Consider the following 24,075-nt stretch of genomic DNA (forward strand, 5'->3'; position numbering starts at 1 on the left):
GTGGCCGAGCTCTCACCGTATGCGTTGCGGCTGGCGTTGTACCTGGTGCTGATGCTGCTGTTCGGGCGGCTGCTGTTCGTCCGCCCTGCGCTACCGCGCGGGGCCGCGGTGGCGCTGGCCGTGGTTGCACTCATCCTCGTCGTCACCGATGCGGCCACCCGATTGTCCGGCGTGCTTGGCATATCAGCAGTCGACATCGATGGCGAGACGGCGCGCTGGTTTCTTACCGGTACGCCGGTGGGTAAGGCGGGGCTGCTGCGCATCCTGGCCCTGCTGGCAATGCTGCCGCTGCTGGCAGTCAATCGCCCGGTGCAGGGCCTGCGCCGTCTGGCGCTGCTGATACTCACGGCGGTAGCTCTGGCCAGCCTCGCCTGGAATGGTCACGCCGCCGCCGGTGATGGATTCGGCGGGACGTTGCGGCTCGTGGCCGGCATCGTGCACCTGCTGGCCGCCGGTGCCTGGGTCGGCGCGATCGCCGCCATCCTGCAGCTGGCGCTGCGTCCACAGGGCCTGCGCCTGCACGAACGTACCCGCGAACTGTGGCAGGCCGCGCACAGCTTCGCCGTGCCGGGCACGATCATCGTCGCCCTGCTGGCGATGACCGGCACCTACACCTATGTCGATCTCGGCGGTTCCATACAGACCCTGACCGGCGTCGCGCATGGGCGTTGGCTGCTGCTCAAGCTGGCGCTGGTGGGCGGCATGCTGGGGCTTGCCGCGCTGCATCGCTGGCGGCTGGTACCAGCGCTGGCCAGCTCCATCCGCGGCGGCTGGCAACCCAGGCCGCTGCGCTCACTTCGCCACAGCCTGGCCTGCGAATCGGTGCTGGCGGTATTGGTGCTGGCCTGCGTCGCGGTGCTCGGCACTCTGGACCCATTGGCATGACTCATCCGTTCCAGCACGGGCCCAAGCTGCGATGATGGGCACACCATGAAACTGCTGATCGTCGAAGACGAACCCAAGACCGGCAACTACCTGCGCCAGGGCCTGATCGAGGCCGGCTACGTGGTCGATCTCGTCTGCAACGGCGTCGACGGGCTGCATCTGGCCGGCAGCGGCGAGTACCAGCTGGTCATCCTCGACGTGATGCTGCCCGGCCTGGATGGCTGGAACGTGCTGTCGCGGCTGCGCGAGGCCGGATGGCAGGTGCCGGTGCTGTTCCTCACCGCGCGCAGCAGCATCGCCGACCGCGTTCAGGGCCTGGAGCTGGGCGCGGATGACTACCTGGCCAAACCATTCGCCTTCGCAGAGCTGCTGGCGCGCGTGCGCACCCTGCTGCGTCGTGGCCAGGCGCTGCCGCAGGCCGAGCGCATCGTCATCGCCGACCTGGTGGTGGATACCCTGCGCCGCCGGGTCGAACGCGGCGGCCAGCGCATCGCCCTCAGCCAGAAGGAATACACCCTGCTGGAACTGCTGGCGCGCCGACGCGGTGAAGTGCTGCCGCGCTCGTTGATCGCCTCGCAGGTATGGGACATGAACTTCGACAGCGACACCAACGTGATCGACGTGGCGATCCGCCGCCTGCGCGCGAAGATCGACGATGACTTCGACGCCAAGCTGATCGTCACCGTGCGCGGCATGGGCTATGTGCTGGAGGCGCCGGACGACGGTGCATTGCACAGCGGATGAGCCTGCGTCGCTCCATCGCGGTACGGCTGACGCTGCTGTTCGCCATCGTGGCTACGCTGGTGCTGGCCGCATTGGGCGTGGCGATCTATGTCAGCGCCCGCCACGACCTGGTGGCCCAGGACTTCAGCGAACTGGAGAACAAGGTTGCGTTGATCCGTGACCTGGCCGGCAACGGACCTGCGTCCGCACGCGGGCAGCGCTTGGCGGACGCACTGGGCCACCATCCGGATATCGCCTTCCACATTGTTGATGGGAGCGGCGCAGTGCTCTTCTCGACCGCACCGGCACTGCTGCGCGAGCATGCACGCAGCCAGCCGATCGACGCCGCGCCACGGCGGCACGACTGGATCCTCGCCGATGGTCGCTGCATGCATGCCCTGCACCTGCGCCAGACCCTGGCCGACGGCAGCGAGCTGGTCACCCTGCTGGCCATCGATGACGACCGCCACGCCGATTTCCTGCAGCGCTTCCGCCATCTGCTGGCGATCGCCATCATCGGCGCCGCCGCGGCCAGCAGCCTGCTCGGCGGCTACGTGGTGCGGCGCACGCTGCGGCCGCTGCGCACGCTGGCCGATGAGGCCCGGCAGATCACCGCCGGCCGGCTGCAGCGCCGACTGAGTGCACGCAGCGCACCGGCCGAACTGGAGCAGCTGGCGCAGACGCTCAACGGCATGCTGGCGCGCCTGCAGCAGGACTTCGCGCGGCTGACCGAGTTCTCCGGTGATCTCGCCCATGAACTGCGCACACCGATCACCAACATGCTGACCCAGGTGCAGGTGGTGCTTGCGCACCCGCGCAGCAATGAGGCCTATCGCGAGACGCTGGCGTCCTGCGCCGAGGAACTGCAGCAGCTGGCGCAGACCGTGGGTGACCTGCTGTACCTGGCGCAGGCCGAAGCGCCGGGTGCACTGCCCTCGCGCGAGCCAGTGGCGCTGGATGCGGTAGTGGATTCGCTGCTGGAGTTCTACGAGCTTCTGGCCGAGGACCGACAGTTGACCCTGCGCCGCGAAGGTGTGGCGAGCGTGGAAGGCAACCGCTTGATGCTGCACCGGGCGATTGCCAACCTGCTGTCCAACGCGTTGAAGTACGCAGCCGTGGGCAGCGAAGTGCGGGTGCGGCTGGTCGAGGCCGATGGCGTGTGCAGGGTCAGCGTGCACAACCTTGGCACGCCGATCGCCAGCGAGGCGCTGCCGCGCCTGTTCGATCGTTTCTACCGCGGCGAGCGTGGCCGCCAAGAAGGTGCCGGACTGGGCCTGGCAATCACACGCGCGATCGCACAGGCGCACGGCGGCAGCGTGAGTGTTGTCTCGGATGACACCGGCACCCTGTTCGAGCTGGTGCTGCCGAGCACCTCAGCCCGGTAGTCCCGGCTGCTGGCCGGCAACCCCGGTCTGCTCAAACACCCCGGCCACCCAATCGATGAACACCCGCAAGCGCGGTGACGGCGTGCGGTTGCGTGGGTAGACCAGGCTCAGTGGACTCGGCGTCGGTGGCGTCTCGGGCAACAGCTCCGCCAACTGTCCGCGCGCGATGTACGGGTCCATCCGGTAGCGCGGCGCCTGGATGATGCCCAGGCCCGCCAGCGCGGCACCAAGGAACGCCTCAGCACCGGACACTCGCACCCGTGCCGGCAGCGGCACGTAGCGCACCTGCCCGCCCTGCTGGAACTCCAGGGGAATCAGCTGGCCGGTGGCACTGGAGCGGTAGCCGACCATCTGGTGGCCGTCCTGCAGCGATTCGATGGTATCGGGCAGGCCGTGCGCCTGCACATAGCCCGGCGAGGCCACCGTGACCTCGCGCAGCATGGTCAACCGTCGCGCCGCCAGATCGCTGTCGGCCAGCGTCCCCACCCGCAACGCCGCATCCACGCCTTCACGCAGCAGGTCGACATAGCGGTCACCCTCGCTGATGTCCAGTTCGATCTCCGGGTAGCGCTGCAGGAATTCCGGCAGGTGCGGAAACAGCAGGTGCCGGCCCAGCGTGCCATGCACTTCGATACGCAGCGGGCCGCGCGGCGGCGCGTCACGGAACGCGGCCTCGGCATCGTTCATGTCGGCGATCAGGCGCAGGCAACGGCCATAGAAAGCCTCGCCTTCCAGCGTCGGCACCACCAGCCGCGTGGTCCGGTGCAGCAGGCGCACGCCCAGCCGCTGTTCCAGCGCCTTGATCGCATCGGTCACCGTGGCCCGCGGCAGGTCCAGGTCCTCGGAGGCCCGGGTGAAGCTGCGGCGCTCGACGATACGGACGAAGGCGCGCATGGCCGTGAAGCGGTCCATTGTTCGGCTACCCGGATGATGTTGGCGGATTATGCATGATTATCCGGGCGGGAGAGATGACGAAGATGGCCCTGCGCCATTCCGGCGCGCTCCGCTGGAACCGACCATGACCCTCTCCCCCGCCCGCACTGTCGCCCTGGTCACCGGCGGCTCCCGTGGCATCGGCGCCGCCATCTCCCGCCGGCTCGCCGCCGATGGCCACGCGGTCGCGATCAACTATGCGGGCCGCCGCGACGACGCCGAAGCCCTGGCGACCGAACTCAACGCAGCCGGCGCGCAGGCGATCGCGCTGCAGACCGATGTCGCCGATCCCCAGGCGGTCAACCAGCTGTTCGACGCCATCGAGGCCCGTTTCGGCGGCATCGACGTGGTGGTCAACAGCGCCGGCGTATTGCAGCTGGCGCCGCTGGCCGACACCGACGACGCATTGTTCGAGCGGGTGATCGGCATCAACCTCAAGGGTGCCTTCAACGTGCTGCGCGAAAGCACACGACGGGTGCGCGACGGTGGCCGGCTGATCACCTTGTCCACCAGCGTGGTCGGCATCAAGCTGGAGAACTACAGCGTGTACGCGGCCAGCAAGGCAGCGGTGGAGACGATGGGCGCCATCCTCAGCAAGGAGCTGCGCGGGCGCAACATCACCGTGAACGCAGTGGCCCCAGGCCCGACCGCTACCGACCTGTTCCTGGACGGCAAGTCACCGGAACTGATCGAGCGGTTGGCGAAGATGAACCCCCTGGAGCGGTTGGGTACGCCGGAGGACATCGCCGGTGCGGTCGCCTTCCTGGCAGGCACCGATGGCGGGTGGATCAATGGCCAGGTGCTGCGCGCCAACGGCGGGATGGTGTAGATCGCGCGAACGGCATCCACGCATGGCGTGGATCTGCCTGGGAACCCGTGGCAGCCCATCGTATCCACGCAGCACGTGGAGCCCCTGTAGAGCCGGGCCCGTGCTCGGCTGCTTCTGGCCTCCCCACGAAGAGCAGCCGAGCATGGGCTCGTGGTACTGGTCATGGATGATCACCTTCCAGCTGGGAGGCCTGATGGCCCTGGCGACGCTGGGGCTATGGACCTGGCTCCCGGGCGATGTTCGCAATCTGGCCATGGCGCTGGTCTGGGTGCTGTGGGCGCTGGCCACCGTTTCCTTTGATGATCGCCTGGCAGGCGCGGCGTGGTGACGCAGCGCTGCTGTAGAGCCGAGCCCATGCTCGGCTGCTTCTGGTCTTCGCGCCACGAGCAGCCGAGCATGGGCTCGGCTCTACAGTGTGGTCAGGCGGAACAGGCCTCGCGACGGCGGTGTACCCAGTAGTACAGCGTAGGCAGCACCAGCAGGGTCAGCAGCATCGCCGACAGCAGGCCGCCAATCACCACCACCGCCAGCGGTTTCTGGGTCTCGGCACCAATCGCATGCGAGGTGGCCATCGGCAGCAGGCCGAACATCGCCAGCAGTGCGGTCATCAGTACGGTGCGCAGGCGCTGCAGCGAGCCCTGTACCACCGACTGCAGCAGGTCCATGCCCTGCTCGCGCAGCTGCGCGAAGCGACTGAGCATCACCACCCCGTTCAGCACCGCCTGCCCGAACAATGCAATGAAGCCGATCGCCGCCGACACCGACAGTGGAATGCCGGTCAACCACAGGGCGAGGATGCCGCCGATCATCGCCAGTGGCACGTTGGCCAGGATCAGCGCGGCGCTGCTGACGTCCTTGAAGGCATCGAACAGCAGTACGAAGATGATCAGCACCGACAGCGGGATCACCCAGCCCAGACGCTTCATCGCACGTTGCTGGTTCTCGAACTCGCCGGACCACTCCAGCCGGTAGCCTTCCGGCAGCTGCACGCTGGCCTCCACGCGCTTGCGCATGTCGGCCACCACGCTGCCCATGTCACGCCCGGCGATGAAGATGCTCACCGCCTTTACCCGCTGTGCGTTCTCGCGCGAGATGTTGATCGCGCCGCTGGCCATGCGGAAGTCGGCCACGTCGGCCAGCGTCACGGTGTGGCCATCGCCGATGCCCACCGGCACCGTGCGCAGCCGCTGCAGGTCGCGGTCGGCGTCGTCCAGGCGCAGCGTGATCGGGAACCTGCGGTCGCCCTCCCACAGTTCACCGACCTGGCGCCCGCCCAGTGCGGTCTCGATCACCTCGTCGATGTCGCGCACATTGAGGCCATAGCGCGCGGCACGGTCGCGGTCGATCTCGATCTGCAGCTGCGGCAACGACCCGTCACGGTCAATGAAGGCGCTCTCCACGCCCTCCACACCACGCACCTGACCCAGGATCGCCTGCGCCTGCTGATTCAGCACGTCCAGGTCCGAGCCGCTGACCTTGATCACCACCTGGCCTTTGATCTGCGAGATGCTCTCCAGGATGTTGTCGCGCACCGGCTGCGAGATCGAGAACTCAGGCCCCGGGATGCGCTGCTCCAGCGTGCGCTGCAGGTCGCTCACCAGTTGCCGCTTGTCCACGCCCTTCGGCCACTCCTTCTCCGGCTTCAACGCCACCAGCGCCTCGATCTGGTTGGCGCCCTTGGCGTCGGAGCCGTCTTCCGGGCGGCCAAGCTTGGCCACCACCGTCGACACCTGCGGGAAGGTGCCGACCAGCTCACGGATGCGCCGCGACTGCTGCTGTGCTTCAGCCAGGCTGGTGCTCGGGTCGAGCGTGGCGGTCAGCCAGATCGAGCCTTCGTCCAGCTCCGGCAGGAACTCCGAACCCAACCGGGTACCCAGTGCCAGCGTGCCGACCAGCAGCGCAACCGCGGTCAGCACCACCGCACGCGGGCGAGCCAGTGCGCGCTCCAGTACCGGCCGATACCAGCCGGTCAGGCGGTCCATCAGCGGATTGCCGTCGCGCATGCGGTCGCGCCGCAGCCACCAGTAGCAGAACAACGGCACCACGGTCAGCGCCAGGATCAGCGCGCCGATCAATGCCGAGGTCACCGAGTACGCCATCGGCGCGAACATGCGGCCTTCCTGGCGCTGCAGGGTGAAGATCGGGATATGCGCGGCGATGATGATCAGCATCGAGAAGAACGTCGGTCGACCCACTTCCGATGCAGCTGAAAGAATGGTCGAGAACCGTGTCTTCCGGTCGGCGGTGGACGGCAGCTTCGACAGTCGCGAGACGATGTGTTCGGTCACGATCACCGCGCCATCGATGATGATGCCGAAATCCATCGCACCCAGCGACAGCAGGTTCGCCGGCACACCCCACAGATGCAGGCCGAGGAAGGTCGACAGCAGGGCCAGCGGCATCATCGCCGCCACGATCAGCGCGGCCCGGGCGTTGTACAGGAACAGCCACAGCACCAGGAACACGAGCACTGCGCCTTCCAGCAGGTTGCGGAAGACCGTCTTCAGCGTGGTCGTGACCAGCCACGAGCGGTCGTAGAACGGCTCGATGCTGACGCCGGCCGGCAACTGGTTGGCCTCGATCTCCGCGATGCGCGCATGCAGGGCGTCGAGCACGTCGGACGGGTTCTCGCCCTTGCGCATCAGCACCATGCCGAACACTGCATCGTCGTTGTCGTCCTGGCCGACCAGGCCCTGGCGCGGCAGGCCGGTGTCGGCGATGCCGGCCAGGTCGCGCACCAGGATAGGCGTGCCCCCGCGCTGCGCCACCACCACGTTGCCAATGTCCGCCGGCGAACGCATCAGGCCCACGCCACGGATCAGGAACTGCTGCTGCCCACGCTCCACGTAGCCGCCGCCCGCATTCGAGCTGCCCTTCTCCAGCGCCTCGGCGAACTCACCGAGGCTGATGCCACGGTCACGCAGCTTGTCCAGGTCCGGCTTGACCTGGAAGGTGCGCGCGAAGCCACCGAAGCTGATCACATCGGCCACGCCCGGCACGGTGCGCAGGCTGCGTTCCATTGTCCATTCCTGCACGGTGCGCAGCTGGGTCGGCGTCATGTGCGGGCCTTTCAGCACATAACGGTAGATCTCACCTACCGCCGAGCTCATCGCCTCCAGTTCCGGCGTTACCCCTTCCGGCAGTTCCACGCCCTGCAGGCGTTCCAGCACCTGCTGGCGCGCGAAGTAGTCATCGGCCTTGTCGTCGAAGGTCAGGATGATCATCGACAGGCCGAACTGCGTATGCGAGAACACCCGCACCGAATGCGGGATACCGGACAACGCCACTTCCAGTGGCATCGTCACCTCGCGCTCGACCTCTTCGGCGGCACGGCCCGGGTGCAGCGACACCACTGTCACCTGGGTGTCGGACACATCCGGGAAGGCTTCCACCGGCAGCACGCGGAACGCGGCAATGCCAGCGCCGATGAACAGCAGCAGTGCCAGCATGACCATCAGCGGCTGGCGCAGGCAGTAGGCAATCAGGCGATCGATCATGGGGCGGCGTGCCCCGTGCCGCTGCTGGCGGCGGCAGGCGCGCTGTCCGCCAGCTGCTGCAGCAGCAGGCCGCCTTCTACCACCACCCTGGCGCCTGCGGCCAGGCCCTCACGCACCCACAGCCGGCCATCGCCCAGCTCCTCGGCATGCACCGCGTGACGCACGAAGCGGCCCTTGCCCTCCTCCACGAACACCACCTGCTTGCCGTCGATCAACAACACGGCCGCATCGGGCAGCGAGACACCGCCCTCGGCCGGCAACGCCACCTGGGCGCGCACGTATTGCCCCGCCTTGAAACCGCGTGCGCGGTTGTCCAGCTCGGCGCGCGCCTGCACCACGCGGCGTTCGCTGTCGACGAAGTCATCCACGTGCTGCAGGGTCGCCCGCAGCGGCTGTCCATCGGCCCCGGGCACGCTCACCTGCATGCCCGCCTTCAAGCGTCCGGCCAGGCTCTCGGGAACATCCAGCAGCAGCCACAAGCGGTCAGGATCGCCAATCACCGCCAACGGTTGTTCGCTGTCGGGGCTGACCGCCACGCCCGGGCTCATCCGCCGCTCCACCAGCACGCCATCGATCGGCGCGCGCAACGGCAGGCGCTGGTCGACGTGCTGGCCATTGCCATAGGCCTTGGCGAAGGCGGTCGCACGCGCGTGATCGGCCTGGCTGCCGGCGAAATTGGCCTCGGCCTCGTCCAGTTCGCGGCCCGACGCCACACCTGCCGCATGCAACTCGCGGGTGCGCTCCAGCTCCTTGCGCGCCTGCTGCAGCTGGGCACGGCCGCGCACGCCCTCCGCCTGGGCCTGGCCGAATTCGGGCGAAGTGATCCAGGCGATCACCTGGCCCGCCTTCACTTTCTGCCCCGGCTGTGCCTCGATGCGCGCCACCTGCCCCGCCAACGGCGTACGCAGCGCGCTGGAGCGCGTCTCGTCCCAGACCACCCGGCCCGGCAGCTGCAGGCTGGCGCTGGCGCCGGCGGTGACCGCCTCGCTGCGTAGCACGTCCAGCTGGCGGCTACCGGCAGGAAACTGGATCTGGCCAGCACTGACCTTCGGCGCGTCCTCGGTATACGACGCCGGCTCGCGGCCGCAGCCGCCCAGCAGGGCCAGCGCCAGCAAGGCCGGCAGCACGGCCCGTCGCGCCTGCGGTCGATAAGCGACGGTGGACTTCATCGGGACTCTCCTTCAGCAACGGATGTGGCCGCTTCCCAGCGCGCCAGGGCAATGGCATGGTCGGCACGCGCTTCAATCAACGCGGCCTCGAACTCGCGCCAGCTGCGGCGCGCATCCAGCAGATCGGTCAGGCTGGCGGCGCCGCGGCGGTAGGCCAGCTCGATGCCCTGCACCGCCCTGCGTGCGGCGTCGGACTGCAGTCCTTCGTAGTCGCTCCGGCGCTGCGCGGCGGACTGCGCGCTGGCCTGCAACTGGTCCAGTTCGGCACGCGCTTCGCGCTGCAGCACCTGCAGCTCCAGCGCGGCACTGTCACGGTCGGCCTCGGCACGCTGGATCGCGCCGCGTGCACGTGACGGGCCGCCGAGCGGAATGGTCAATGACACACCCCAGGTGACGCCGCTGATGTCAGCCGGTTCGCGCTCGGCCTCCACGCCCAACTGGATGTCGCGGTGGCGCTCACTGCGCGCCAGTGCCACACCGGCGTCGGCCGCGGCCAGGCGCGAACGTGCCGCGCGCAGATCGGCACGCTGCTGCGGATCGAACGCACGCACGCTGGCCACGCTGCTGGCCTCCGGCCAAGGATCATCGGCGCTGAGGTCATGGCTGTCGTCGCGGCCGAGCAGCAGCCCCAACGCATGCCGCGCATCGCGCAGATCCAGCGACGCCTCGCGCGCCGCGTCGGCCACCGCCAGGTCGTCCACTGCCAGCCGCGCGCGGTCGACCGGCGCCATCGCCCCGGTGGCAACCTGCTTGTCCGCCGCCGCCATCTGCTCGGCCGAACTCTGGCGGTTGGCATCGGCAATCTGCGCCCGCTCCTGTGCGCCCTTCAGAGCGAAATAGGTTTCATGCAGCGCCACCTGCTGGCGGCGCCGCGCATCGAGCATCTGCAGCCCGGCCACTTCCAGCAGCGCATCGGCCTGGCGGATACGCAGCGCACGCTTGCCACCGCGCTCCCAGGTCCAGCCCAGGCCCACGGTGATGTCCACCCGCTTGTCCTGCCAGCGTCCGGAGCCGATGCCATGCTTGGGGCTGATCTTGCTGGTGCCGATCGACAACTCGGTGGCCGGGCGCAACGCCGCCGTCTGCACATCGCCCTGCACGCCGCGCAGCGCCAGTGCCGCCGCACGCAGGTCCGGGTTGTGTGCTTCCATGGCGCGCTGCGCTTCCTGCAGGGACAGCGCCGAAGCGGTGGGCGCGCACAGAAGAGTGGCCAGCACGGCCGCAAAATGAGGGGAGAAATTCATGCGCGTCACGGTAAGGTGATGCACTTGCGCCAAACTTGCCCCAACCTTGCACGAAGCTTGCAATGCGAATCCTGCTGATCGAAGACGACGCCGCGCTGGCCGATGGACTGATCCGCGCCCTGCAGGGTGCCGGCCATCTGTGCGACCACCTCTCGCGTGGGCTGCACGCGCCGGCGGCACTGGCCAGCGCACCGTATGACGTGATGGTGCTGGACCTTTCATTGCCTGACGTCGATGGCCTGGACCTGCTCTCACGCCTGCGCAACGACGGCGTCACCCTGCCGGTGCTGATCCTGACCGCACGCGATGGTGTGGAGGACCGCATCCTCGGCCTCGACCGCGGTGGCGACGACTACCTGGCCAAGCCCTTCGCCCTGGGAGAACTGGAAGCGCGCCTGCGTGCGCTGTCGCGCCGCCGCAGCGATGCACCGGCGCAGAAGCGGCTGGGCCGGCTGTGCTTCGACAGCGTCCGCAATGAAGTGCAGGTGGACGGTCAGCGCATCGAGCTGACCGCGCGCGAGCTGTCGCTGGTCGAGGCACTGATGCAGCATCCCGGCCGCACGGTTACCAAGCAGCGCCTGTTCGACGCGCTGTACAGCTGGGACCACGAGGCCAACCTGTCGGTGATCGAAGTGCATGTCAGCCGCCTGCGCCGCAAACTGGAACAGACCCACGCCGGCGTCGGCATCCGCATGCTGCGTGGGCTTGGATACCGGTTGGAGGCCGTGGGTGACTGAGCGCGTGCACAGCCTGCGTGGCCTGCTGCTGAGACGCCTGTGGCTGCCACTGCTGGTACTGCTGTTGTGCAGCGCAGTGGGTTCATTCGCCTTGGCGCGCTTCTACGCCGGCCAGGTCTACGACCGCTGGCTGCTGGATTCGGCGATGTCGTTGTCCGAGCTGGTGGCGGTGCAGGACGGCCGCGCGTCCATCGAGATCACCCCGGCGGTGTCGCGCATGTTCACCTGGGACACCGCCGACGAAGTGCATGGCGAGGTGGTCGACGCCGCGGGTGGGCGCCTGTATGGCGACCTGCCCGAGGCATTGCCACGCCCGTCGATGTCCGCCGGCAGCGACGACCCGGTCTACTATGATGCGCGGCTGCGTGGGCAGGCCGTGCGCATGGTCGAAGTGGTGGTCAGCGCCAGGCCGGGTCATGACATCCGGCTGCGCGTGGCCGAGACACTGCGCAAGCGGCATCGGCTGGAGCGCAAGCTGCTGCTGACCAGCGTTCCGTTCCAGGCTGCGATCCTGGCACTGGCGGCATGGCTGGCCTGGTCCGGTACCGGCGCTGCCGCACGCCATGCCAACCTGGTTGCGCGGAAGCTGGCCAGCCCGCGGCCGGATCCATTGGCGCCGCTGGATCCGGCGCAGGAAGCTCCGCGCGAACTGTGGCCGGCGGTGGAGGCCTACAACGCGCTGCTGCAGCGCCTGGACGCGATGCAGGATGCACAGCGGCGCTTCGTCAGCAATGCCGCGCACCAGCTGCGCACGCCGCTGGCAGCGATGCAGGTGGAGCTTGAGAGTTCATTGCGCCAGCACGATCCGCAGGCCCAGCAACTGGCGCTGTCCGGCACGCTGGCCGGGCTGGCGCGGCTGCAGCACCTGGTCAACCAGCTGCTGATGCTCAGCCGATCGGAAGATCCACATGGCAGTGCACTGCCGCTGCGGCCGCTGGATCTGGCCGCGCTGGCGCGCGGCGTGGTCGAGCGTTACGCCGATCGCGCGTTGGCTGCGGGCGTGGACCTGGGTTACGACGGACCCGACGACGGCGTGCAGGTGCAGGGCGATCCACAGCTGCTGCGCGAGGCACTGGGCAACCTGCTGGACAACGCGCTGCGCTATGGCGCCTCGCGCGGTGTGATCACCCTCGGCGTTCGGCAGGAGGTCGAAGGCACGCAGGTATGGGTGGACGATGACGGCGCCGGCATCGCCGAAGCCGAACGCGCGCGCGTCACGGAACGCTTCTACCGGGCCAGCAGCGAGGGCGATGGCTGCGGCCTGGGACTGGCGATCGTGGCCGAGATCGCGCAGCGACATGGGGCGACCCTGATGATTGATACCGCCCCGATCGGCGGTGCGCGGGTGGGGTTGCGGTTTCGCTGACCTTTGTCGAATTGCCCTTGTAGAGCCGAGCCCATGCTCGGCTGCCGTTGACGCGATACCTGAGCCGAGCATGGGCTCGGCTCTACAGGTTCAAGGTCAGCCGTGAAGCGTGCCGACCAAGGTCGGCACCTACCAATCATCACCGGCTCATCGAATACGGCGCCTGCGCGCCCTGCCCCGGCCAATCCTTGTTCGGCTCGGCCTGCATGGTGAAACGCAGCTCGCCACCTGCCAGGATCTCGTCATGGCGCAGGAAGGTGCGCTGCAGCGGCTTGCCGTTGAGGCTCACGTTGCCGACGTAGGTGTGCCTGTCATCCAGCCCATCGGCCACGATGGTGAACGTCTTGCCGTTCGGCAGGCGTATCGCGGTCTTCGGCAGGAACGGGCGGCCGAGGATGTACTCGCCCGAGCCCGGGGCCACCGGATAGAAGCCCAGGGCGGTGAACACGTACCACGCCGACATCTGGCCGACATCATCGTTGCCGGCCAGGCCATCGGGGCGATCGGCGTACTGGGTGTCCATGATCTGCTTCAGGCGCGCCTGGGTGCGCCACGGCTGGCCAGCGTACGAATACAGGTAGGCCACATGGTGACTGGGCTCGTTGCCATGCGCATACCAGCCGATCAGGCCGGTGATGTCTTCCATGTGCTCGAAGATGGACGGATCCACCTTGGCGTTGAACACCTCGTCCAGGCGCGCGAGCAGCTTGTCGCTGCCACCATGCGCTGCCGCCAGGCCGGCGACGTCCTGCGGCACGTACCACGAATACTGCCAGGCGTTGCCTTCGGTGTAGTCGGTGCCATAGCCGCTGGCGCTGGGGTCGAACGGAGTGCGGAAGCTGCCATCGCGCTTGCGCGCACGCATGAAGCCGGTGTCCTTGTCGAAGGCATTGCGCCAGTTGCCGGCACGCTTGTCGAAGGTCGCCGCCACATCGGTCTTGCCCATCGCCTGCGCCATGCGCGCGATGGTCCAGTCATCGAAGGCGTACTCCAGCGTCTTGCTGGCGGCCTCGCCTTCCTCGTCGATCGGCACATAGCCCAGCTCGCGGTATTGCGCGATGCCGTCATAGGGGCCGTAGTTGGCAGTCTCGATCATCGCCTTCAGTGCCTTGTCGGCGTCGAAGCCGCGAATGCCCTTCACGTAGGCATCGGCAATCACCGGCACCGCGTGGTACCCGATCATGCACCAGTCTTCCAGGCCATGGAACGACCACACCGGCAGCATGCCGTAGGGGCTGTGCTCGTGGTGGGCCAGCATCGAATTGACGAAGTCGCTGTTGCGCTTCTCCGGCTGCACCAGCGTCAGCAACGGGTGCAGCGCCCGGTATGTGTCCCACAGCGAGAACGTGGAATAGTTCGTGTAGCCCTCGGCCTTGTCCACGGCATTGTCCGGCCCGCGGTACTGGCCATCGGCATCCATGAACAGCGTCGGCCCCAGCAGGGTGTGGTACAGCGCGGTATAGGCACTGCGGCGGGCGTGCTCGGGCGCATCGATATCGAGCACCGACAGCGCCTGCGTCCATTCCTGTTTCGCCTGCGCACGCACGCGGTCGAAATCAAAGTCGGCCACTTCCGCGTCGAGGTTGGCAATGGCGCCGGCTTCGCTGACCGGCGAGATCGCGACCTTGACCACCAGCGGTGCATCCAGCTTGCCGAATGCGAAGGTACCGACCAGCTGGCGGCCCTCGACCTGTGCGCGCTGCGCTGGATCCTTCTCGCCCGGCGGCGGGAAGCCCTTGTAGACGATGTCCTGCTCGGTGTTGTGCAGCTCATGCCCGGAAAGCGGCCGCGAGAAACGCATCGCGAAGTACAGCTGGCGACCTGGCGCCCAGCCGCGCGTCTCCCGGAAGCCGGTCACCGTGCCATCGGCGCGCACCCGCACCCGCGACCACAGCACCTTGCCCGGGTAGTCGTACATGCTGGTGCGCATGTCCAGCAGCACCTTGGCGTCGGCGCCCTTGGGGAAGGCGTAGCGATGCACGCCCACGCGCGCACTGGTGGTCAGCTCGGCGCGCACCTTGTAGTCGTCCAGGGTGACGGCGTAGTAGCCCGGCTCGGCCTTCTCATCGTCATGGCGGAAGCGAGAGGCATAGCCGCTGCCCGGCTTCTCAGGATCGCCACGCTCCAGGCCGGGACTGCCGGTGAACGGCATCAGCAGGATGTCGCCCAGATCGGAATGGCCAGTGCCGGAAAAATGCGTGTGCGAGAAGCCGACGATGCTGCTGTCGTCGTAGCGGTAGCCGGCTGCCCAGCCATAGGCCTTTTCGCGTGGCTGGATGCGTGTGTCCGGGCTGAGCTGGACCATGCCGAACGGCACCGTGGCACCCGGGTAAGTGTGGCCTTCACCACCCGTACCAATGAACGGGTCGACCGAGGCATAGGCCTTGTCGGCGGCGGTTCTGGCAGGCGCGGCCGAAACCAGGCCGGAAGCGAACACCGCCGTGGCGGCGACAGCGATCAGGAGACGACGGTCCAGCGTGGGCATCGGCATTTGGATCGATTCAGGTGATAGCGGGATCCTAGCACCGGGCCTGCCACGCCGCATGCTGCAGTGCGACTGCCCGGCTTCCCACGCCCGGTTCAATCTTCAACCGGGAAGCGCGCTCTGCAACGACATGAGATCCGCGCTGTCCAGCGGCCTTACCACCCGCGCGATCTCTTCTCCATCGCGCAGCAGCACCACCGTCGGCCACAGCTTCACCTTGAACGCTCGCCCCAATGGCCTTCCCTTGCCATCCTCGATCTTCCAATGCGGCAGATCGTTCGCTTCGACAAAGGCCTGCAACGCTGGCTGCGCGGCCTGGCAATGACCACACCAGGGCGCACCGAACTCCAGCACCTGCCAGCCAGGCTGCGCCGCCACCTCCGCAGAGGTGGGCCCGTTCGCAAGGTGATCACGCATGAACGGCATGAGCGCTACGCCGCCAGTGCCTTCTGGATGTCTTCCAGCGGCGCGTTGGTCAGATCCTTGGCAATATCCCCGAGCAATCGCGCCTGGACCTCTTTATGCAGCAGCGGACGAATGCGACCCAGCGTGGTCGGGTCGGCGATCAATACCAGGTGCGCATAGCGGTTCTTCAAGGCATCTTCGTTGAGCTGTTCGGCCACCTGCTTGGCGAACGTGGCCTCATTGAGCTGCGAGACCGACATGTCCTTCGGCACGGCACCCGCAGGCCCCTGCCCGGATACACCCTGCTCGCTGATGTCCTGCAGGCGCAGTTCGCCTTCCTGCTTCAGGGTCAACTGGTGGTTGCTGCCCACGTTGGTGAACACCCGCGCCGAACCACCGTCGGCTACCACGATCAGAGTTCCTTCGGGAATCGTCCGCGCCATTGCATCCTCCATCAATCCGAAAAGTGGGTGTGCGCTCCACCTTATGCACGCCGATGTCACCAGAGCGGGTACAGGATGTGATCCCGTCATCGCAATCTGCAATCAGCGCTAAATTTGTCCGCCTGCCTGCCGCTATGGCCTCCATCATCGCGAGGAACCTCTGTGTACGCTGGCTCACTGTTCCACGTCTGCTTTGCCACCAGCCTGGCGATTGCCGGCTGTGCAGGTTGCATTCACCAGTTCCTGCAGGGCCAACCGTTCTTCGCCCTGGCCATCATGCTCTCGGTGCTCACCATGATCGGCGCCGCACTGGTCACGCGGAAACTGGCACTGCCGGGCGCCTTGGCGATGGCCTGCACGGTGTTCGGTTTGGTGGCGAAGTCGGCCTGAGCCTTCTGAACAGGCGAGGTGGAACACAGCGTGCAGATCAGCCTGCTTCGCTGCATGCTCACGCCGATGCCGTTATGATGAACAGATGATCGACACGACCCACTACGTGACGGGCGCACCTGTTACGTGGGAAGCACTGCCGACCGGCGCTTCGCTTGCCACGAATGCTCCCGCCCTGCATTTCCATCGCCTCGCGCTGGATCCCGGCGGATGACGCCCGCAGGCGCTCTGCCTGCACCCCCTACGCTGATGTGATACCTGGCCGCTGACTGCGCGGCCGCTGTGATCCCGTTTTCGCGTCTCCGCCCCTGCGGCGGTGCTTTGCCGTGCGCGTGGCGTTGCGCCTGCACACATTCCCCGGCCCCCACGCCGCCTTCCGATGCCCCTGCGCCACTTGCGCCTGCATCGCCGTTTCCGATTTCCGGGACACACCACAGCACCCATTCCCCTATTCCATACCTACAAGGGAGCCCCTATGCAGGACACGCCCGATTCCCATGCCCACTTCGGCTGGTTCAAACGCCGCCGCCACCTGAAGGTCGATGAGATCACCGTCGTCGACAAGCCCATGCTCAAGCGCGCCGTGGGCGCCGCCGCACTTGGCAATGCCATGGAGTGGTTCGACTTCGGTGTCTACGGCTATCTGGCCGTCACCATCGGCCAGGTGTTCTTCCCGTCCAGCAACCCCACGGCACAGGTGATCGCCGCCTTCGCCACCTTCACCGTGGCATTCCTGGTGCGTCCACTCGGCGGCCTGGTGTTCGGCCCGCTCGGCGACCGTTATGGGCGCCAGAAAGTGCTGGCGTTCACCATGATCCTGATGGCGCTGGGCACGTTCTCGATCGGCTTGATTCCCTCCTACGAGCGCATCGGCATCTGGGCACCGGTGCTGTTGCTGCTGGCACGTGTGGTGCAGGGATTCTCCACCGGCGGCGAGTACGGCGGTGCGGCCACCTTCATCGCCGAGTATTCCACCGACCGCAACCGCGGCCTGATGGGCAGCTGGCTGGAGTTCGGCACGCTGGGCGGCTACATCGCCGGCGCCGGAACCGTGACCGCGCTGCACATGCTGTTGAGCAGCGGACAGATGCTGGACTGGGGCTGGCGCATTCCATTCCTGGTGGCCGGCCCGCTGGGCCTGCTCGGCCTGTACATGCGCATGAAACTGGAGGAAACGCCGGCCTTCCGCACCTTCGCCGAGGAAGCCGAGAAGCGCGAGCACGACCGGCCCGGGCTCGCCGCGCTGTTCCAGGTACATGGCCGCCAGTTGCTGGTCTGCATGGGCCTGGTGCTGGTGTTCAACGTGACCGACTACATGCTGCTGACCTACATGCCCAGCTACCTCAGCGTCACCATGGGCTATGCCGAGAGCAAGGGCCTGCTGCTGATCATCATCGTGATGCTGGTGATGATGCCGCTGAACATCGTCGGCGGATTGTTCAGTGACAAGCTTGGCCGCCGCCCGATGATCATCGGTGCCTGCATCGCGCTGCTGGTGCTGGCCGTACCCTGCCTGCTGCTGATCGGCAGCGGCAACGACTGGCTGATCTTCCTCGGCCTGATGCTGCTGGGCCTGGCACTGGTGTGCTTCACCAGCTCGATGCCGTCCACGCTGCCGGCGCTGTTCTATACCCCGGTGCGCTACAGCGCACTGTCGATCGCCTTCAATGTGTCGGTGTCGCTGTTCGGTGGCACCACGCCACTGGTGACCGCATGGCTGGTGGAACGTACCGGCGATCCGCTGGTGCCGGCCTACTACCTGATGGGCGCGGCAGTGATCGGCCTGGTCACCATGCTGTTCGTGAAGGAGACCGCTGGCCTGCCGCTGCGCGGTTCACCGCCGGCGGTCGGCAGCGACAAGGAAGCCGCCGCACTGCTGAAGAGCGATGTGCCGGTGACGGTGGACCCGAGCCTGCCGCCACTGCCGGAGACTGCGGAGCCTGAGCAGGTAAAGCCGGCCTGAGGCTCAGCGAAGCCGGCGTTGTTGTACGGCCAAGCCCGCGCGCGGCTGCCTTTCGAGGGATCAGCCGAGCGTGGGCTCGGCTCTACAACGTACGCGCCCTCAATCGCGCGCAGCGTTCAACTCCATCGCACGCATCACGATGGGTTTGGCCCAGTCCGGCGTGTGCAGCAGCTCGGCCACCGAGACCGGGTACTGCAGCTGGCCGTGCGCCATCGCCAGCACCGGCAGCGGCTCGACGCAGCCGTCGGCGTCGGCGGGAGCGCTGTTGTCGTAGACATGCAGCTCGGCCAGGTGTGGCAGCAGTTCCAGCAGGTTCTCGCGTGCCGAATCGAAGCGGGCGTGGATCTTCTCCACCGGAATGTCATGGCCGCCGGCGGCCACCCGCGCTGCAACACGGGCAATGTGCAGGTCCACCGTGGCCAGGCCACAGAACCAGATCGCGACGTGATGGTGCTCGCAGGCCTCGCGCAGCAGGCGCGGAATGGTGTTGCCGCCCAGCGTGGTCTCGAAGGCGAAGTCCGTGCCATCGGCCATGGCCTGGCGCAGGCGGCGGGTGCCTTCCTGCCAGGCCTCGGCATTGGCGTCGGGCAGCGGCCAGCCCGCCTCTACCAGGCGGCGGGTGAACGAATCGGGGTTGAACCAGCCCAGCCCTTCGGCTTCCAGCCAGGTTCCCAGCAGCGAACTCTTGCCGGCGCCGTTGACGCCGGCCAGCACCAGGATCCGCCCCATCGGTCAGAGCGGACGGCCGAGGGTGACCTTGCGGCCGCGGCGGATCGGCTGGCCCAGCACCTTGCCCAGCCCCTCACCGCGCTGCAGGCCAGCCAGAGTCTGGTCGAATTCGCCGCGCAGGCGCAGCAGTTCTTCACTGCGCTCACCGGCATCGCTGCCGGCGGCCTTGGCCAGCAGCTCCTGGTAGGTGCGGATGTCCACGATCACCGCTTCGGGGTGGTTGTGGTTGGTGATGACCAGCGCCTGCTTCTCGCGCACGGTACGCATCAGGCTCGGCCAGCCCCGGGTCTTCACCGACGAGGCTGGGGCCTTCTCGAGGCCAGGCAGATCCAGCGGCAGGGTCATGGCACGGCTCCGGGCAGGGTGGATAATGGCCACTATACCCAATTTGGCCCAATTGGGGATAAATGGACCTTTACCTGCCGGAACCGTCCGCCGCCGCGTCCGGAGCATCGGTCTGCAGCAGGCTGTCACGCTCGCGCAGCGGGAAGCGGATCCAGGCATCCAGGCCTTGTGGGCCAAAGCGCAGCTCGCCGCTGCCGGCGAGCTCGTACGGCACGCGCTGCTCGATCAGCGCCCGGCCAAGGCCACGCTGCCGGGGCAGCTCCCAGTCTTCCACGGTGGCATGGCGTTCACACCAGTGCAGCCCCAGCCACGGCTGCCCGTCCTGCACCTGCAGGTGCCAGGACACGTCGATCCGGCCGTCCTCATGGGTCAGCGCACCATGCCGCAGGGCGTTGGTCGCCAATTCGTGGATCGCCAAGGACAGCACTTCGGCCGCCTTCGGCGGCAGCAGCACGTCCTCGCCCTGCAGGCGGCAGGCGGCCGCTGCTGGCGTCTGCGCCGCGATCTCCTCATCGATCATGCCACGCAGGCAGACCCCGGCATTGGCGCCACGGGTCAGCAGGCTCTGCGTGCGTGCCAGCGACATCAGTCGCCCGCACAACCGTTCGGCGTATTCATCCACACTGCTGACCGACTCGCGGGTCCGCCAGGCAATGGCATGGATGGTCGACATGATGTTGCGCACCCGGTGCTGCAGCTCCGCCAGCAACACCGACTGGCGCTCGGCGGCACGCTTGAGATCGTCGATGTCCACGGCGATGGCGAACACCCCGCTGACCTCGCCACCGCCATCGCGCAGGGGCGCGGCCGCGACCCGGGTCCAGCGCGCGCGGCCATCGTCGTGCAGGTACTGGAACTCCAGCCCCGGCACCACGGTCTCGCCGCGCATCGCACGGGCGATGGCGAAATCCTCCGGCCCGATGGCGCTACCGTCGGCATGCCAGCCACGCCAGCGATGCAGGTTGGCCTCATCGGTGGAAGGCACCTTGCCGCTGGGCAGGTAGGCACGCATCTGGTCGTTGGACAGCAGCATGCGACCCTGCAGATCGACGATGCACAGGCCGACCGGCAGCATCCTGAAGGCCAGCTCCAGGCGTCGCTCGCTCTCGCGCCGCCGTAGTTCCTCGCGCTCGCGCGCGGCCCGCGCCAGATGCGCGGCGGTGGTCTCGAACATCGTCACCAGCACGCCGTTGATGCGCCCTTCCTCACCACGGATCGGGCTGTAGGTGATGGTGAACCAGATGTCCTCCAGACGCCCCCGGCGGACCAGCGGATACAGCTTGTCCTCGAAGGTGAGCGTCTCGCCCTGCCAAACCCGGGTATAGAGCGGCCCGTTGATGTGCCAGACCTCGGGCCAGCACTCGCGGGTCGGCTGGCCGAGTCCACCGGGATGCTTGTCGGCCAGGATCTCGGCATAGCCATCGTTGTAGAGCTGCACCAGCTGCTCGCCCCACAGCACGATCATCGGGAAGCCATGGGCCAGCATCAGGTCCACGGTAGCGCGCAGGTGGGGCGGCCACTGCGCGCAGGCACCCAAGGGCGTGGATGACCAGTCATGGCGGGCGATACGCGCGGCCATGCCATCGTGGCGCGCATGCAGGCGCGGCGCAGGTGGCATCCCGCCACGCAGCGTGGCGGCGTGGATGCCTTCAGGACGGCGCGACATGCCGCGCAATCAGGCGATGCCCGCAGAGACCTGCGGCGCCGCCACCAGCCCGGCCAGCTGCTGCACCAGGGTTTCGATGTGATAAGGCTTGGTACAGCGCGGCGCGCTGGCGAAGCGGCTGGGCAGGTTGTCGTCGTAACCGGAGGTCAGCAGGAAGGGGGTACCCGCCTCGGCCAGCCGATCGGCCAGCGGATAGACCTGCTCACCGCCCAGGTTGATGTCCAGCAACGCCACATCGATGGGATGGGTATCGACCAGCTGCCCCAACGCCTGCAGGTCACCGGCAGGCCCCACCACCTGTGCGCCTTTCAGCTCCAGATAGTCGACCAGGAACATCGCGATGGCGAATTCATCCTCCGCCACCAGTACACGCAGCCCTTTCAGGCCCTCTGGTTTGTTGCCCGCTTCCAGCACGACCGGCGCTCCTCGATACACGCGGCCCACCTCTGCCGCAACGCCCGCAGGATGCGCGAACCGGGCTACAAGAGCGCGTGATGATGGATGAAGGTCGCGGCCACGGCGCGTTCACCGCGGCATTGCAACGCCGCGTTCAGAAGGCCCGTTCCCACTTCAGGCTGAGCAGGCTGCGGTCGTGGCTGTACAGCCAGCCGACGTTGCTGTCGATGCGCGCGTAGCGCAGGCTCAGGCTGGGTACCAGCCCGGCCACGGCCAGGCGCTCGCTGCGCACGATGGCGATCAGGTTCTGTTCGTCGTCCTGCCTGCGCGCCTCCAGCAACGGACTCCAGGTGTCGTAGTCGCGCTGGCGCAGCGACACGAATACGGTGGCCGTGGTGCCACTCCACTGCCGCGCCGCGCCCAGCCGCAGGCCGCGCTGGCGGTAGCCGTTGGCCGGGTCGGCTGCGCTGCTGTCGGTGACATCCAGCCCGGCGAAGACCGTCCAGCGTGGATTGAGCGCGCGGAACCAGGTGGCGTACAGCGATGCCAGCTCGCCGTCGTAGTTGCTGGCAAGGCCCTGCTGGCGGTAGCGCTGGCGCTTCCAGTCAGCCTCCAGCTTGAGCAGGCTGCGTGCATCCAGGGCGTACTGCCATTCCGCGTGCACGCCACTGCCGCCCTGCAGCGCATGGTTGCCCAGGGCCTGGTAGTCATAGCTGGGGGCGAGCATCACGGTCTGCCGTGCACTACGCCAACTGTAACCCGCCTGCACGTTGGCATTGAGCTCGTTGTACGCACTGTGCCCGCGCCATGCCTGACCGAAGGCGAGACCGCGCACGTACAGCCCATGATGCCCGCCGAGCACCCAGCGCCGTTCCAGGCTGGCGTCGTAGTCGAGGCCCGCCGCGCGCTGGGCGTCCGGCAGTTTCCGTTCGATGATGCAGGCGTCGCCCACGCCGAACAGGCAGGTGCGACTGGCCGAACTGCGGTTGATGTTGTCACTCCATGCCGGGCCGGCGGACAGCGCGCCTTTCCAGCGCTGGCGCGCCTGCAGGGCACTCAGGTAACCGTCCACGCGCGCGCGGACGCCGGCCGTGGCCGGATCATCGGCATTGATGCCTGCAGCGATGGCGGTGAACAGCGCGGCCGCATCGCGATCGCGCTGGTCTTCCGCATAGACACGTGCCAGCTCGAGGCGGGCCGGCAGGAAATCCGGCTGCGCCGCCAGCAGCGCTTCGTACTCCATCGCCGCGCGACGATGGTCGCCTGCCACCCGCGCCAGCGCCCCCTGCGCATAGTGGCGCAGCAGGGGGTCATGCCCCGGCAGTTCGATGTACTCATCGAGGAACGCAGCGGCGGCCTGCCATTGCTGATGCTGCAGAGAGAGGTAAAGGGCCTGGCCAAGATCATCGACGGTGCGCTCCACGCGCAGCGTCTGGCCGTCGATGGTGATGGTCGGCCGCTCCGACTCGGCCTGCTGCAGGCGCTGCTGGTCCTGCTGCTGGTGGCGCAGTTCGGTGCCCTGTTCAAGCACACGACGAAGATCGTCCTGCTGGGCGCGCACCTCGGTGGCAGCCAACAGCAGTACGACAAGGAAAATGGAATGGCGCATGGTCGATCCGTGGTGGTGCATGCAGCGGGCCGAAGCAGGGACTGGCGGATCGCGGCTTGTCCCTGCCCTGCCCCGTCAGGGGCGTGGCGATCAGTTCTTGCTGCCGCCGAAGGCGGTGTCGTACTGGCTGTTGCCGCTGAAGGTGGCGATACCGGCCAGGGTGGCCGCGTTGGCGCCGAAGAACTGGCCCTGGCTGGTGCCGGCAACGCTGCCGTTGGCGGTGGCGGTGCCGGCGAACGAGGCGTTGGCGCTGTTGATGTTGGCGTTGACGTTGATCGACAGGCCGCCACCGCTCAGGCCACCGAGCAGGGTGCCATTGCCGAAGTTGGCGCGGAACGTACCCGACAGCAGGTTGCTGCCATTGAACTTGTTCAGGCCTGCCACGCTGTAGGTGGCCACGCCGGCCGGCAGCGTGGTGCCTGCACGGTCACCGACGAAATAGACCTGGCGGTTGTTGAAGCCACCAGCGGCGCCATCCTTGGACCACTCGCCGAACCACACATCGCCGCTGCCGACCTTGACGAAGTTGAAGTGGCCCATGCCGGAATGGCTGCCCGGGGTACCGGTGATCGGCATGGCCAGTGTGCGTACGGTGACACCATTGACGGTGGTCGGGGCCGAGTAGGCCGCCAGGCCCTGGAAATCGACCGGCTTGGCATTGGACACGGTGCCAACGCCGATACCGGCCTTGCCGGCCGAGTGCGGGCCGCCGTTGACTTCCGACGCACCCACCTTGACGTACAGCTGCGCATCGGTCGCCGGGCTGGCAGCGCCGACGATGTCGGCCGCCTGCGCAGTGCCAGCCAGGGCCAGTGCAGCGGCGACGGCCAACAGGGAACGGTTGATCATTTTCATGGTATTGCTCCTTGGGTTGAG

Annotated in this window: 23 protein-coding genes; 10 read left to right on the forward strand and 13 right to left on the reverse strand. The window is 67.5% G+C overall.

All coding sequences use genetic code 11. The features are described from left to right. Genes copD through G5A07_RS04205 form a run of 3 tightly spaced genes read left to right on the forward strand, consistent with a single transcriptional unit; the run spans position 1 to position 2,993 of the window. On the forward strand, positions 1-885 hold the full coding sequence (gene copD, locus G5A07_RS04195) for a copper homeostasis membrane protein CopD (protein WP_191862906.1): 885 nt from the start codon (positions 1-3) through the stop codon (positions 883-885). Positions 886-930: 45 nt separating this feature from the next. Continuing rightward, complete coding sequence (locus G5A07_RS04200) at positions 931-1,629, forward strand: heavy metal response regulator transcription factor (protein ID WP_049455139.1); 699 nt, start codon at positions 931-933, stop codon at positions 1,627-1,629. Beyond that, entirely contained in the window at positions 1,626-2,993 is a 1,368-nt protein-coding gene (locus tag G5A07_RS04205) for a heavy metal sensor histidine kinase (protein ID WP_191862907.1), read from the forward strand. Before G5A07_RS04200 ends, G5A07_RS04205 begins: the two co-directional genes overlap by 4 nt. Here the strand turns inward: G5A07_RS04205 and G5A07_RS04210 are convergent. Beyond that, positions 2,982-3,905 (reverse strand): LysR family transcriptional regulator, encoded by a 924-nt coding sequence (locus tag G5A07_RS04210; protein WP_191862908.1) that lies wholly within the window; start codon positions 3,903-3,905, stop codon positions 2,982-2,984. The two genes, G5A07_RS04205 and G5A07_RS04210, sit on opposite strands and share 12 nt — an antisense overlap. A gap of 106 nt (positions 3,906-4,011) precedes the next feature. Here G5A07_RS04210 and G5A07_RS04215 point away from each other — a divergent pair, with 106 nt between their 5' ends. Both G5A07_RS04215 and G5A07_RS04220 read left to right on the forward strand, forming a co-directional pair. Then, positions 4,012-4,755 (forward strand): SDR family oxidoreductase, encoded by a 744-nt coding sequence (locus G5A07_RS04215; RefSeq protein WP_191862909.1) that lies wholly within the window; start codon positions 4,012-4,014, stop codon positions 4,753-4,755. Positions 4,756-4,897: 142 nt separating this feature from the next. After that, positions 4,898-5,083, forward strand: a complete 186-nt coding sequence (locus G5A07_RS04220) for a hypothetical protein (protein WP_191862910.1) — start codon at positions 4,898-4,900, stop codon at positions 5,081-5,083. Positions 5,084-5,174: 91 nt separating this feature from the next. Here the strand turns inward: G5A07_RS04220 and G5A07_RS04225 are convergent, their stop codons facing one another. From G5A07_RS04225 to G5A07_RS04235, 3 genes are read right to left on the reverse strand one after another with little or no spacing between them, the layout of a single operon-like run. Beyond that, positions 5,175-8,252 carry a CusA/CzcA family heavy metal efflux RND transporter gene (locus tag G5A07_RS04225; protein ID WP_191862911.1) on the reverse strand — a complete coding sequence of 1,026 codons (3,078 nt, stop codon included), beginning with the start codon at positions 8,250-8,252 and terminating at the stop codon, positions 5,175-5,177. Continuing rightward, a complete protein-coding gene (locus tag G5A07_RS04230) occupies positions 8,249-9,421 on the reverse strand; it encodes an efflux RND transporter periplasmic adaptor subunit (protein ID WP_159360235.1) in 1,173 nt (390 codons plus the stop codon). Before G5A07_RS04230 ends, G5A07_RS04225 begins: the two co-directional genes overlap by 4 nt. After that, positions 9,418-10,665 carry a TolC family protein gene (locus G5A07_RS04235; protein WP_191862912.1) on the reverse strand — a complete coding sequence of 416 codons (1,248 nt, stop codon included), beginning with the start codon at positions 10,663-10,665 and terminating at the stop codon, positions 9,418-9,420. The genes G5A07_RS04230 and G5A07_RS04235 overlap by 4 nt, the downstream gene beginning before the upstream one ends. Positions 10,666-10,727: 62 nt before the next feature. Here G5A07_RS04235 and G5A07_RS04240 point away from each other — a divergent pair, with 62 nt between their 5' ends. Then, the gene (locus G5A07_RS04240; protein ID WP_019659837.1) at positions 10,728-11,402 is read left to right on the forward strand and encodes a response regulator; all 675 of its coding nucleotides are present in this window, start codon (positions 10,728-10,730) and stop codon (positions 11,400-11,402) included. Then, positions 11,395-12,768 carry a sensor histidine kinase gene (locus G5A07_RS04245; RefSeq protein ID WP_191862913.1) on the forward strand — a complete coding sequence of 458 codons (1,374 nt, stop codon included), beginning with the start codon at positions 11,395-11,397 and terminating at the stop codon, positions 12,766-12,768. The genes G5A07_RS04240 and G5A07_RS04245 overlap by 8 nt, the downstream gene beginning before the upstream one ends. Positions 12,769-12,907: 139 nt before the next feature. Here G5A07_RS04245 and G5A07_RS04250 read toward each other — a convergent pair whose 3' ends face one another. The 3 genes from G5A07_RS04250 to G5A07_RS04260 all read right to left on the reverse strand — a co-directional run bounded on the left by G5A07_RS04250 (position 12,908) and on the right by G5A07_RS04260 (position 16,101). Then, positions 12,908-15,259, reverse strand: coding sequence for a GH92 family glycosyl hydrolase (locus tag G5A07_RS04250; RefSeq protein WP_191862914.1), 2,352 nt, complete (start codon positions 15,257-15,259; stop codon positions 12,908-12,910). A gap of 96 nt (positions 15,260-15,355) precedes the next feature. Further along, entirely contained in the window at positions 15,356-15,679 is a 324-nt protein-coding gene (locus G5A07_RS04255) for a thioredoxin family protein (RefSeq protein WP_019337745.1), read from the reverse strand. A 5-nt stretch (positions 15,680-15,684) separates the two neighbouring features. Then, entirely contained in the window at positions 15,685-16,101 is a 417-nt protein-coding gene (locus tag G5A07_RS04260; protein ID WP_019337746.1) for a host attachment family protein, read from the reverse strand. Between the two features lie 162 nt (positions 16,102-16,263). Here G5A07_RS04260 and G5A07_RS04265 point away from each other — a divergent pair, with 162 nt between their 5' ends. From G5A07_RS04265 to proP, 3 genes are all read left to right on the forward strand, one after another. Further along, positions 16,264-16,491, forward strand: coding sequence for a hypothetical protein (locus tag G5A07_RS04265; RefSeq protein ID WP_019337747.1), 228 nt, complete (start codon positions 16,264-16,266; stop codon positions 16,489-16,491). 85 nt (positions 16,492-16,576) lie between these two features. Continuing rightward, positions 16,577-16,705 (forward strand): hypothetical protein, encoded by a 129-nt coding sequence (locus tag G5A07_RS22425; protein WP_256202341.1) that lies wholly within the window; start codon positions 16,577-16,579, stop codon positions 16,703-16,705. A 261-nt stretch (positions 16,706-16,966) separates the two neighbouring features. Continuing rightward, a complete protein-coding gene (gene proP, locus G5A07_RS04270; RefSeq protein WP_019337748.1) occupies positions 16,967-18,454 on the forward strand; it encodes a glycine betaine/L-proline transporter ProP in 1,488 nt (495 codons plus the stop codon). Between the two features lie 99 nt (positions 18,455-18,553). Here the strand turns inward: proP and G5A07_RS04275 are convergent, their stop codons facing one another. The 6 genes from G5A07_RS04275 to G5A07_RS04300 form a co-directional block, all read right to left on the reverse strand. After that, on the reverse strand, positions 18,554-19,183 hold the full coding sequence (locus tag G5A07_RS04275; RefSeq protein WP_010485380.1) for a hypothetical protein: 630 nt from the start codon (positions 19,181-19,183) through the stop codon (positions 18,554-18,556). A 3-nt stretch (positions 19,184-19,186) separates the two neighbouring features. Beyond that, on the reverse strand, positions 19,187-19,528 hold the full coding sequence (locus G5A07_RS04280) for a type II toxin-antitoxin system prevent-host-death family antitoxin (RefSeq protein WP_010485378.1): 342 nt from the start codon (positions 19,526-19,528) through the stop codon (positions 19,187-19,189). A 70-nt stretch (positions 19,529-19,598) separates the two neighbouring features. Next, entirely contained in the window at positions 19,599-21,194 is a 1,596-nt protein-coding gene (locus G5A07_RS04285; protein ID WP_191862915.1) for a PAS domain-containing protein, read from the reverse strand. Positions 21,195-21,203: 9 nt separating this feature from the next. Next, positions 21,204-21,608: a response regulator gene (locus tag G5A07_RS04290; protein WP_019337750.1), complete on the reverse strand. Its 405-nt coding sequence runs from the start codon at positions 21,606-21,608 to the stop codon at positions 21,204-21,206. 136 nt (positions 21,609-21,744) lie between these two features. Continuing rightward, positions 21,745-23,199: a surface lipoprotein assembly modifier gene (locus G5A07_RS04295; protein ID WP_019337751.1), complete on the reverse strand. Its 1,455-nt coding sequence runs from the start codon at positions 23,197-23,199 to the stop codon at positions 21,745-21,747. A gap of 90 nt (positions 23,200-23,289) precedes the next feature. Next, complete coding sequence (locus tag G5A07_RS04300; RefSeq protein WP_043396189.1) at positions 23,290-24,054, reverse strand: Slam-dependent surface lipoprotein; 765 nt, start codon at positions 24,052-24,054, stop codon at positions 23,290-23,292. Positions 24,055-24,075: the final 21 nt, after the last annotated feature.

Origin of the sequence: Stenotrophomonas sp. AS012628 (assembly GCF_010608305.1) — a bacterium.
GTDB classification, from domain to species: Bacteria; Pseudomonadota; Gammaproteobacteria; order Xanthomonadales; family Xanthomonadaceae; genus Stenotrophomonas; species Stenotrophomonas geniculata.